Raw genomic sequence first — 11,836 nt, 5'->3', positions numbered from 1 at the left:
CTATTCGTACTCGTAAAAACCGCGACCTGTTTTCTTACCTAACCAGCCAGCTTTTACATATTTTCGAAGCAATGGACACGGACGATATTTGCTGTCGCCGAAGCCGTCATGCAGGATTTCCATAATGTACAAACAAGTATCCAGACCAATGAAATCAGCTAATTGCAGAGGTCCCATTGGATGATTCATTCCAAGTTTCATGACATCGTCAATGGCTTCTTTCGTAGCCACACCTTCGTACAATGTATAAATCGCTTCGTTGATCATTGGCATAAGAATGCGGTTAGAAACGAATCCTGGGAAGTCGTTTACTTCAACAGGCACTTTATTAAGTTTTTTCGTCATTTCTTCGATGCTTGTGTAAACTTCGTCCGTAGTTGCAAGTCCACGAATGATTTCAACCAGTTTCATAACTGGTACCGGATTCATGAAGTGCATGCCGATTACTTGTGCCGGACGGTTTGTCGCTGCAGCGATTTCCGTGATTGGTAGAGATGATGTATTTGAAGCCAAAATTGTATGCTTCGGTGTAATTTCATCAAGTTGTTTGAAAATCTTTTGTTTGATTTCCATGTTTTCGACTGCCGCTTCAATCACTAAGTCAACGTCCGATGCATCGTTTAAGTCTAGTGACTTTGTGATGCGAGAAAGTACTTGCTCCTTCTCACCTTCTGTCATGCGTCCTTTTTCAACATTGCGTGATAAGTTTTTCGTGATTGTCATAAGACCGCGTTGGAAAAATTCTTCTTTCATGTCATTCAGTTTTACGTCGAAGCCAGCTTGTGCACACACTTGTGCAATTCCTGACCCCATTTGACCTGCTCCGATTACGAGTACTTTTTGAATTGTCATCTTGTTGTCCTCCTCTATACGTTCACACTGTTTAAATTAAGCTTTAGGCACTTCAATCATGATGGCATCGCCTTGACCGCCACCAGAACAGATAGCTGCGATTCCGATTCCGCCACCGCGGCGTTTCAACTCGTAAGCCAAAGTTAAGATAATACGAGCTCCACTCGCTCCGATTGGGTGTCCAAGTGCTACTGCTCCACCATTTACATTGACTTTCGTTTCATCCAGGTTCGCGATTTGTGCAGATGCCAAAGCTACTGCTGCAAATGCTTCGTTGATTTCGAACAAGTCGATGTCTTCTAATGTTTTGCCTGTTTTTTCTAAGATTGCATTGATAACAAGACCCGGTGTTTGTGGGAAGTTTTCTGGCTCAATTGCAACTTCCGCGTGACCGATGACATAAGCAAGAGGTGTCTTGCCTTCTGCCTTCGCTTTATCTTCGCTCATCAACACAAGTGCCGCAGCTCCATCATTTACACCAGGTGCGTTACCTGCTGTGATGCTACCCTCTTTGCCAAATACCGGTCTTAATTTTGATAAAGATTCGACTGATGTATCACGACGGGGTGCTTCGTCTTGTTCAATTTTCAATGTGTCACCTTTACGTTGTGGAACTTCCACTGGCGTAATTTCTTCAGCGAATGTTCCGTTGTCGATTGCTTTCAACGCTAAATCATGACTGCGGAATGACCATGCATCTTGCGCTTCGCGAGACAACGCGAATTGCTCAGCTGTTGTATTGCCGTAGGTGCCCATGTGTACACGTTTCGGGTTGAATGAACATGAAAGTCCGTCATAAATCATGCCGTCTATCATTTGTGCATCGCCCATACGTAACCCGAATCGACCTTTAGGCAAATAATACGGAGCGTTTGACATGGATTCCATGCCGCCTGCAACGATTGTTTCTTCTTCACCTAAACGGATTAATTGATCTGCTAACGTTACTGCGCGCATACCTGATGCACACACTTTGTTGATTGTTTCTGTTTTAACGCTCCAAGGAAGGCCTGCTTTTGTAGCTGCCTGACGAGAAGGAATTTGCCCTTGCCCAGCTTGCAAAACCGTACCCATGATGACTTCATCCACTGATTCTGGTGCAACGCCTGCACGGTTCAATGCTTCTTTGATGGCTACTCCACCTAAATCGCTTGCAGTAAGTGAAGAGAGTGCACCTCCCATTTTCCCGAATGCTGTACGTGCGCCATCTAAAATAACTGTTTTTGTCATGATTGTTGCCCCCTTTGAATGTATACGCTTACAGTTTTGTTTTTTTAAAGAATTGCGACAATTTATTATGTGGATCTGTTGGTTATTTTTGGTTTCGTCCACTCGTGATGAGTTTCTGTCCATTCGTTGAGTGTTTTCGTCCACTCGTGATGACTTTTTGATCACTCACGGAGTGTTTATGACCGTTCGCGATCGGTTTCTATCCATTCGGCTTTTTCTGGTATTGTCGCAGTAACCATTTGCTCCTGCGGTTACTCGTCGCAGAAACTATTTGCTCCTGCGGTTACTCGTCGCTGTAAACCATTTGCTCCTGCATCGCTACGCTAGCTTCGTCGCAAATAAATAATCCACTTTGGGTGGATTATTTATTGACTGAACGCTCGCTCGACTTTACTTCAAACGAAAAGGGAGTGCTACGACTCCCTCTTTGATTTGATTTTATTGTATCGAATATTTACTAATTTATCAATCTATTGAAGGATTGGTTCTTCTTCTTCCACTTCTACTGGAGGCATGTAGTCTCCGAGTACAGAACGTTCTAGTAATTCTGCGATGTCGTATGTGCCTACTGTTTCTTCTACTTCTTTAGCTTTCGTTCCATCGGATAGCATTGTTAAGCAGTAAGGACATCCGGATGAAATCATGGTTGGGTTGACGGCAAGTGCTTGCTCTGTACGTGCTACGTTCACACGGTTCCCTACATGTTCTTCCATCCACATCATGCCGCCTCCAGCTCCACAGCACATGCCTGTTTCGCGGTTACGTTCCATTTCCACAAGTTTGACGCCTGGGATTGCTCGCAGGATTTCACGTGGTGGATCGTATACGTCGTTGTAACGTCCTAAGTAACATGAATCATGGAACGTGATGGTTTCATTGATTGTATGCTGCGGTTTCAAGCGACCTTGTTGTACAAGGTCAAACAGCATTTCGGTATGGTGAAGGACTTCTCCATTCCATCCGAAGTCTGGGTATTCGTTTTTAAAGATATTGTATGCATGCGGATCGATTGTGACAATCTTCGTTACGCCTGCTTTTTCGAACTCGGAAATATTTGATCCGGCAAGTTCCTGGAATAGGAATTCATTTCCTAAACGACGTGGTGTATCGCCAGAGTTCTTTTCTTTGTTTCCTAGAATAGCGAATTTCACGCCTGCTTCGTTCATTAAACGAGCGAAGGCCAAGGCGATTTTTTGTGAACGGTTGTCAAATGAACCCATCGAGCCCACCCAGAACAAGTATTCAAATTCTTCACCAGCTTTAGAAACTTCTTTCACTGTTGGAATGTGCACGTCTGGACGTGCGTCACGCCAGTTTTCTTTTTCTTTACGGTTAAGCCCCCAAGGATTTCCTTGGCGTTCGATGTTTGTCATCGCACGTTGAGCATCTCCGTCCATACGTCCTTCTGTCATGACTAAGTAACGGCGAAGGTCGATGATGTGGGATACGTGTTCGATCATTACTGGACATTGGTCTTCACAGTTACGACAAGTAGTACACGCCCAAAGCTCTTCTTCTGTAATAACGTCCCCGATTAATGCTGGGTTATAAATATCTTCGATGACTGCTCCATCCACACGAGCTGCCACTGCCAATTGATTTCCTTGCGTATTGGCGAAGGCCATTGCAGGAACCCATGGTTTTTGTTGCGTCAATACAGCACCTGTATTTGTTAAATGGTTACGTAGTTTTGTAATTAAGTCCATCGGTGACAGCATTTTGCCTGTTCCTGTAGCTGGACACATATTCGTACAACGTCCACATTCTACACAAGCATATAAGTCGATCAATTGCTTTTGTGATAAATCTTGAATTTTACCAACACCGAATGACGCTTCTTCTTCCGATTCTTCATCTTCAGCTTCTTCAAAATTAATTGGACGAAGTTTTCCGACGTTATCCGTACGGTTGAAGTACGTATTTGCAGGTCCTGTAATCAAGTGGAAATGCTTCGATTGAGGCACGTACACTAAGAATGTAAGCAGGAATAGCAAATGAACCCACCACATGATATAGAAAATCGTAATGGCTGCTGTTTCAGGCAGGAATCCAAAAATCGTTGCGATAGAAGATGCAACTGGCTCCGCCCATGTCGCTGCGTGATCATGCCAGATCATACCCATGCCGTTTCCGACTAATACGGAAACCATCAAACCGCCGATGAATATAAGAACTAGTCCTGATTTCCATCCACGTTTCAAACGCACCAATTTTTCTATGTAGCGACGGTAGAATGCCCACACGACCGCAACAAGAATCATCAGTGTGACGACTTCCTGGAAGAATGTGAATGCAGGATACAATGGCCCTAAAGGCAGATGTGACCCAGGCTTCAAGCCTTTCCAGATGAAATCGATTGCCCCAAATTGTACAAGAAGAAATCCGTAGAAGAACATCACATGGATGATTCCGCTTTTCTTATCCTTCAATAATTTCTTTTGACCAAATACATTGACCATGATTTTTCGCATACGCTCTTTGAAGTTATCTTCAAACTCCTCTTTCTTGCCGAGTTTGATGTATTCATAGCGTGTCTTCAGCAAATAAGTAAAAAGACCAACTGCGTAAGCGGTTACAACTAAGAATAAAAACCAGTTTGCAATTAATAACGGGTTCATCGCTCTCTCCCCTTCCCTTTGTTAAACAATAGTTAATCTTTCTAATGACATAGTTTAGTAGATTGATGGATTATTGTCGATGTTAAGTTACAGTTTAAAACTGAATGAGCATTCAGTCAATAGGAAATATTAGAAGTTTTCAGTGAAATGAATATCCTCCAAATCTAAAAATGAGGTGTCACCATTCATTAGCAGAACATACTAAGTAGCTATTTCTTAGCTTTCTCTTGCGAAAAACTGGAAAGAAAAAAATCCTTCAGTTGTGTCTGAAGGATTAATGCTTTATCGTTAATTCTCTCAATTCATTACCAAAATGAATTGATGCTCGCTCGATTGATTCTTGTTTGACACCAACTAAAACGACAGTACAAGGTCCAGCTGACTTTTCGACATCAACATCCGAATGAACAAATAGTTTATCATTGGCAAACAGAATCCTGACCTCTTCCTGAATCCCTTTTGATCCGACTGGCCAGATAGATGTCACAAAGCCACCATCTATTGCTAACTTCACTTTTTTCAAGTCAGCTATGACTTTAGAATTCTCAAGCACTTCATTACCCACAAAGGGTTGACCATAAATAAACCAAGTAACATCACTCTTAAAAACTTCTCTGCAATGACCAATCATTGTAACTGACATAGCGGATTGTAAAAGGTCCATATTGGTTTCACTACTGCCTGTTACTAAAATATGCTCTAAATCTAAGTCTTTCAGGATTCGATTAACACCTTGAACATAACCTTGCCATGCAGCTTCACCTGAAAAGTTGTGGATAATTACAGATTCTACTTGGGCATTTGCAGCCCACTGTTCGAGTAATGCTACACGAGCTGCAAAATAACTGACGACATCATTTGGTGCAAATACAAGATCGGCTTGTTTTTCACCTATACCTCCAGAGTTATCAGTTGTAACGACAAATCCGTTAGCCAATTTCAGCGCATTTCTCATTTAACAACGACTCTCTGAAATAGTCGCTTCATTACTGGTTCTAATAAAAATGCAATGACTGCATTTAAACATGAAGCAAGTAATAATGATGGCACAGCTCCATAGAAAAAAGCAGGACTAATCAAAAAGTAAAATGGTAGCGGAGCAATTACGCTATTAGCTAAAATGAAAAAAAGCCATTTCCATCTAACCCATCCTTTTTGATGAAGTACTGCAAAAATCCACAGTATCCCAAACATTTCTACTGCAATTAATGCATGAAATGGTCCTAATGGCATTCCTATTGATAAAGCAGACACTAAATGACCGACCGATGCCGCTATTCCTGAAAATACAGGTGGTAAAATTGCAATGGAAACTAAAGCAGGCACTGCGTCTAAAGCTGCCGAACCGATTCCCACAGGTAATTTGAAGAGCGCACCAATCGCACATAAAGTTGCAATCAAAGCGGTTACTGTTATTAAACGAACATTCATCGATTATTCCTCCACTTTTTTCGCTCGTCCACCATTTCTAAAAACTTTTGCAGAACGCACGTATTCGTTGTCTGGTACGTTGACCCGCGAGTTGGCTACTCGTGAAGCAGCAAATAAATAGTCTGACAAGCGATTCAAATAACGTTGCACTACAGTAGGTATGTCTTCTTCTACTTTCATCAAGGTCACCATTTGTCTTTCAGCACGACGTGTTACAGTTCTCGCGATATGCAGAGTTGCGGCAGCTGGTGATCCTCCTGGTAAAATAAATCGTTCGAGCATTGGCGGTTCTTCCATTAGTTCATCAATTCGTTTCTCTAATACTTCTACTGGCTCTTCTGTCATTTTATATGTCCGATTTGGCTTGACGTTTGCTAAATCTCCGCCACAATCGAATAATTCATTTTGAATTGCTTCTAAGTCTGTAAGCAAGTCCGTGAAAATGGTTGGATCTAGTTCTGTCATTGCTTTGCCAATAAACGAATTCACTTCATCAATTGTTCCATAAGTTTCAACTCGTGGATCATCTTTATCTGCGCGTGCCCCAATTAAACTTGTTTGTCCTTTGTCTCCAGTTCGTGTATATATTCTCAACTTGATTGTCCCCCTTGAAGTGATTTGAAGTGCTATTTTAATGATTCAGTTAAGCCATACCAAATACGTGTAACGTTTGTTGCTTCTTTGAAAATCTGTTGGCATAACCTGCCACATCGATCTCGAAGTTCACGTGTTTCGGCTTCGATTGGTACTATTCCACGTCCGTTTTCTGTCACAATCACTATGACATCACTTTGTGCGCGATATGTATTTAATGTTTTCATGAAATCTTGAATGACCCGTTCTTCTGGACTGTTTATATGATGCTCAACAAAAGCTTCCACCCCAGCAAGAACGATTGTCTGAGCATTCGCTTTTGGCAAGTCCTTATTATCTGCACATTCAATCCATTGCACTTCTCGTTCAACTACGAGTTGTCTGACATACGATCGCTTGCCGTTATTCGCTCCACCGATATAGACTTGCATCTTCTTTCCTCCTCAAAGCTCTTACGACTGTCCCAGTGTAATGTCCATTTGTCCCCGTGTTTGACATCCCTTGACCAAAAATCACGCACATCTGGTGCAAACTTATGGAGCACAAAACGAATAGGTCCACCATGTGTTACTACAACTGGATGATTGCAAGGAATACTTTTTAGACCAATTAGAACGCGTGTAGCCATCTGGTGTAAAAACTCACCGTTTGGAGGGGATATTTTATCTGGATTAGACACCCACTTTTGATAGTTGGCATCTTCCTTTAAGTCCTCATAAGTCTTTAGCTCCCAGTCACCAAAGGACATCTCACGAAAAGCTGGTGAACTTTGGTAGGATGATTTAGGATAAAAAATGGAAGCTGTTTGATGGCACCGTTTTAGGTCACTTCCGTAAATAATCTCCGGGGACAAAATCCCTTGAATATCTACATATGACAACTGGTTAATTGATTCGTCACTCCAACCGATGTAGCGTCTTTCAACATTCGCTAATGTCGGCAGATGCCTTATTAAAGTAAGACGAAAATCAACAGCCATAATATCACTTCCATCCCTTCAACGAAAGCACCTGAGACATCTCCCGTGACCCCTCCGAAATGTTTTTTCGTCCAAAGTTTATATGCATGTGCACAAATTAACAGAGCAACAAGTGTGGTGATGGCAAATAACATTTCCACACCGACAATAACGATAAATCCAAGGCCTATAGCAATTGAAATGAGTGTTGCTGTGAGTAACATTCTGTGGTCATAGCGTTTTTTAAAGAAAGCTGCCAATCCTTTATCCTTTGCTTCAGGTGTAATGAGAAAGTAGTAAACCATTGTCGCTCTCGCTAAAAATGGGGTAACCACTAACCACTCCCACTTCATCCCGTTTTGCGTAATTATCTCTGCAAGCAAAACGATTTTTCCCACAATAAGAAATAGTAAAGCCATTGTGCCAAAAGCACCTATCCGTGGATCGTCTAATATTTCATGGCGTTTATCTTGGTTACGATAAGAAAAAAAGGCATCACTCGTATCAGCAAATCCATCCAGATGCAGTCCACCTGAAAGCACAATACCGATTAACACGATGGTAAATGCTAAAAAAAGAGGACTTACATCAAGATACAACCAAACAATTGAAGTGATCAGCCCGAATGCCCCCCCTATCCAGGGGAGAGTGGCAAACATCATCGTTACTGATTTCCGATTCATATTCAGTTCTTTATTAATTGGGATAATGGTAAAAAATTGTAGAGCAAGCAATACCCCGCGTATCATGGTAGCTTCACCATATTCTTTATTTTTTCCCAATCTAAATGGGATGCAACATGAAGAGCCCATTCATCATATTTATCTTCACCAGACTTGTTTGAAATTGAATCATGTTGAGTAATATAAGAATCTTCCTCTTCAATTTCGTGGTTATCCATAAATGGAATAACGCCGAGAACTGGAATTCCTGTGTAGGACTCAATAAATGATACGCCCTCCTGAAACAATTCCTTATCTCCACGAAACTTATTAATAATGAGGCCCTTTACACGATTCCGATGATTTGGAGCCAATAATTCCAGAGTCCCAACGATTGTTGCAAAAACTCCACCACGTTCAATATCAGCAACAAGCAATACTGGCACATCCGCTAAATCAGCAATTTTCATATTGACAAGTTCTCGGTCAGTTAAGTTTACTTCTACTGGACTTCCCGCTCCTTCTAACACAACTACATCATAGTGCTCACTCACAAACGAAAGCGATTGTTTGATAACTGTCAAGCCATGATCATAAAAAGATTCACGATACGCTACCCCGGACATTTCCTCCACTTTTTCACCTAACAACCATACTTCAGAAGACATATGTCCAGAGGGCTTTAATAAAATAGGGTTCATTTGTGGAAGAGGTTGAACTTTTGCCGCTTCTGCCTGTGCAAATTGAGCGGTACTGATTTCTAATCCATTACCTATTTTTGTAGAAAAGGTCGACATATTTTGAGATTTAAATGGTGCTACATGAAAACCCTCATTTGCAAATAACCGGCAAAGTGCTGTACAGATCATGCTCTTTCCGACGTTAGAAGCTGTCCCTTGTATCATAATACCGTTCATATGTATTCCCCCTTACTTCCACTTCTTTGCTAGTCCATATGTAAGTTCATATGCATAATCACTCTCTTTGACGAGCCACTGGTGGAGCATTCCCAGCCATTGCTGATAGATTACTACATCTGGAATTTTCGACATAGGCTCATCTAATACTTCATTGGAAATGACGACTACGGTTGTCCCGTTTTTCAGCAACGAATTAATCGTTTCATGGAAACGTCTCTCTTTTTCATGCATGCAGTTTTCACGTTTTAAACATGGGTCATCCATTGCCCATCCTTCGTACAATTCATTGGCTAACCACGTAGTGATGCAGTCAATCAGAACCCCGTCACCAGGTCGGATGGATGGCAAAATTCCTTCTATTTGACGAGGTTGTTCAATCGTCAGCCAGTTGTTTTTATAGTCTTTTCGATCCTGTTGATGGCGTTTGATGCGTTGTTCCATTTCACTGTCGTTGGCAACGCCCGTCGCGAGATAGATTAGTCGCGAACACGAGCGATTCATTAGCCATTCTTCAGCAAAACCTGTTTTTCCACTTCGTACACCGCCAGAGATAAATGTTAGCGTGCCTCGAACCATACTGTTAACTCCTTTTTAAGGATTTCCATATCTTCTGCGGTCTTCATACCAATTCTGTACCAATGACCGTCAAGTCCTTGAAAATTCTCGGTATGTCTTAAAACCAACCCTTGTCTTAAAAAGTATTGGAAAAATTCACTGTCTGGTTGTTGTAACTTAAACAATAAAAAGTTGGCTTGTGATTCTGTTACTTCGCAACCTTTTGCTTTTAGAAAAGCACTCATGTCGAGCAGCATGTTTTTGCTATGAAGAATTGTTTTCTGCCGGAACTCTTCATCTTTTAATACGAGAGAACCAATTTCAGTTGCTATCCTATTCACATTCCAATGTGGTGCCAGTTGTTGAATTTCTTTGACTATGGAAGGGGCTGTTGCCATGTATCCTAGCCTTAGACCAGGCATTGCGTACATTTTTGTCATTGAGCGAACAATAATCAAATGACTAAAATTCATGTCAGAAATTAATGATGATTGTTCTGAAATGAAATCAATGAAGGCTTCGTCCAATACGATGTCACAGTTTGCTTTTTTCGCGTATTCTACTAAATCCACTAAAACTTTGCGTTTTGGCAATGTGCCAGTTGGGTTATTCGGTGTACATAAGTATAGGACATCGGCTTGTTGCATATGCATTTTCATTTCATCAATCGGGTATTCACCCGTAATGATATCAGTCATGTGCAAGTTCACAATTTCCACTTCGCGTGCTCTTAAAGTCGTTTCATATTCAGAGAAAGTTGGGTGAACGATTATCGCTCGTTTGCCTCTGTACCTTTGTGCAAGCAATGAAAATATTTCTGCGGCTCCATTTGCAACGAAAATGGAGTAAGGCGAGATGTTGTGATACTCAGCGATTGCTGTTCGAAAAGGTTCGCCAAGTGGATCTGGATACCCCATCATAAACGGTTGGAATTTATACCAGTCAGTTTGTATTGAGGTAGGGGGACCGAATGGATTGACGTTTTCACTAAAGTCTATCATTCGTTCGGGAGGATTAATTCCCAAACTTTTATATAGATGATGTGGATTTGCACCATGGTTAGGTAATGCCACTTAAAACACCCCCGATAACCATCATCATTACCCAAAATAGAAATATAGCGATATGCATTTGACGGATTGTATATAAAATATGAATTGCTCGAAGCGGGTTTTCTGAAATTCCCATACGTGGACGATTAGAAGGAATTCCTTTATACATATTAAGACCTCCCAGTTGCACACCAAGTTGATAGGCAGTCGCAGCTTCCAAGTACCCACTATTTGGGCTTGGATGCTTTTTGGCATCTTTCCACCAATTAGCTAATCTCGTGCGAAGGGATTGTTTACTGAAATTTTTTGTCCATGTTAGGATGATATAGCCTGTGACTCTGCTCGGGATATAGTTCAACACATCATCCATTTTGGCAGAAGCATAACCAAAGTCTTGAAACTTCTCATTTTCATGACCCACCATCGAATCTAAGGTATTCACTGCTTTATATAACCAAAGCCCAGGTGCCCCGAAAAGAAATGCGAAGAAAAGTGGAGCTGTTATCCCGTCACTCGTATTTTCTGAGACAGTTTCTACCACAGCTCGTGTAATTTCTGATTCGGATAACTTTTCAGTATCGCGACCGACAATCCATGATAGTTTCATTCTAGCTTCTTTCAAGTCACCATTAACTAGTGGTTTATAAACGGACATCGCTGCGTCTTTCAAACTTTTTTGGGCAAACCCTATTGCACACAAAATACTTTCAACAACGATTCCAAAAACAAAGTGAATCTCGTATGCTGTGAACACCAAGGCAAATACGCTAGCGAATGTAACCGCAACAACCGATATCAAAAGGATTATACCTTTGATTTTACGATGACGGCCTTTATTCAACAAAGTAGTTAATTTTGTTATTAATCTACCAATCCATCGAACCGGGTGTGTCCAATTGGGTGGATCGCCTATTATTCGATCAAGGAGTAAGCCAAAAGTAAGCGCGATGATATGAGCAGACAT

General features: G+C 41.4%; 13 protein-coding genes. All 13 read right to left on the bottom strand.

The window, feature by feature from the left end:
• The 13 genes from AC1DSL_RS00810 to cbiB all read right to left on the bottom strand — a co-directional run bounded on the left by AC1DSL_RS00810 (position 1) and on the right by cbiB (position 11,836).
• Positions 1-852, bottom strand: coding sequence for a 3-hydroxybutyryl-CoA dehydrogenase (locus tag AC1DSL_RS00810; protein ID WP_016428291.1), 852 nt, complete (start codon positions 850-852; stop codon positions 1-3).
• A gap of 36 nt (positions 853-888) precedes the next feature.
• Positions 889-2,082 (bottom strand): acetyl-CoA C-acetyltransferase, encoded by a 1,194-nt coding sequence (locus tag AC1DSL_RS00805; protein ID WP_016428292.1) that lies wholly within the window; start codon positions 2,080-2,082, stop codon positions 889-891.
• A 470-nt stretch (positions 2,083-2,552) separates the two neighbouring features.
• Positions 2,553-4,700 carry a (Fe-S)-binding protein gene (locus AC1DSL_RS00800; protein ID WP_016428293.1) on the bottom strand — a complete coding sequence of 716 codons (2,148 nt, stop codon included), beginning with the start codon at positions 4,698-4,700 and terminating at the stop codon, positions 2,553-2,555.
• Positions 4,701-4,974: 274 nt separating this feature from the next.
• On the bottom strand, positions 4,975-5,655 hold the full coding sequence (locus tag AC1DSL_RS00795; RefSeq protein ID WP_477530862.1) for a hypothetical protein: 681 nt from the start codon (positions 5,653-5,655) through the stop codon (positions 4,975-4,977).
• Entirely contained in the window at positions 5,652-6,131 is a 480-nt protein-coding gene (locus tag AC1DSL_RS00790) for an ECF transporter S component (protein WP_016428295.1), read from the bottom strand. Before AC1DSL_RS00790 ends, AC1DSL_RS00795 begins: the two co-directional genes overlap by 4 nt.
• 3 nt (positions 6,132-6,134) lie before the next feature.
• Positions 6,135-6,725 (bottom strand): cob(I)yrinic acid a,c-diamide adenosyltransferase, encoded by a 591-nt coding sequence (locus AC1DSL_RS00785; protein WP_016428296.1) that lies wholly within the window; start codon positions 6,723-6,725, stop codon positions 6,135-6,137.
• A gap of 32 nt (positions 6,726-6,757) precedes the next feature.
• Positions 6,758-7,156, bottom strand: a complete 399-nt coding sequence (locus AC1DSL_RS00780; protein WP_016428297.1) for a bifunctional adenosylcobinamide kinase/adenosylcobinamide-phosphate guanylyltransferase — start codon at positions 7,154-7,156, stop codon at positions 6,758-6,760.
• Complete coding sequence (locus AC1DSL_RS00775) at positions 7,096-7,704, bottom strand: histidine phosphatase family protein (RefSeq protein WP_477530861.1); 609 nt, start codon at positions 7,702-7,704, stop codon at positions 7,096-7,098. The genes AC1DSL_RS00780 and AC1DSL_RS00775 overlap by 61 nt, the downstream gene beginning before the upstream one ends.
• Positions 7,677-8,432 (bottom strand): adenosylcobinamide-GDP ribazoletransferase, encoded by a 756-nt coding sequence (gene cobS / locus AC1DSL_RS00770; RefSeq protein WP_477530860.1) that lies wholly within the window; start codon positions 8,430-8,432, stop codon positions 7,677-7,679. Before cobS ends, AC1DSL_RS00775 begins: the two co-directional genes overlap by 28 nt.
• Positions 8,429-9,262 carry a cobyric acid synthase gene (locus AC1DSL_RS00765; protein WP_477530859.1) on the bottom strand — a complete coding sequence of 278 codons (834 nt, stop codon included), beginning with the start codon at positions 9,260-9,262 and terminating at the stop codon, positions 8,429-8,431. Before AC1DSL_RS00765 ends, cobS begins: the two co-directional genes overlap by 4 nt.
• Positions 9,263-9,274: 12 nt before the next feature.
• Positions 9,275-9,841 carry a bifunctional adenosylcobinamide kinase/adenosylcobinamide-phosphate guanylyltransferase gene (locus AC1DSL_RS00760; protein ID WP_477530858.1) on the bottom strand — a complete coding sequence of 189 codons (567 nt, stop codon included), beginning with the start codon at positions 9,839-9,841 and terminating at the stop codon, positions 9,275-9,277.
• Positions 9,823-10,893 carry a pyridoxal phosphate-dependent aminotransferase gene (locus AC1DSL_RS00755; protein ID WP_477530857.1) on the bottom strand — a complete coding sequence of 357 codons (1,071 nt, stop codon included), beginning with the start codon at positions 10,891-10,893 and terminating at the stop codon, positions 9,823-9,825. The genes AC1DSL_RS00760 and AC1DSL_RS00755 overlap by 19 nt, the downstream gene beginning before the upstream one ends.
• Positions 10,880-11,836 (bottom strand): adenosylcobinamide-phosphate synthase CbiB, encoded by a 957-nt coding sequence (gene cbiB, locus AC1DSL_RS00750; protein ID WP_477530856.1) that lies wholly within the window; start codon positions 11,834-11,836, stop codon positions 10,880-10,882. Before cbiB ends, AC1DSL_RS00755 begins: the two co-directional genes overlap by 14 nt.

Source organism: Paenisporosarcina sp. P4_D4, from assembly GCF_056401835.1.
Note: the sequence above shows the minus strand (reverse complement) of the source record. Positions and strands in the feature narration are given on the sequence as shown.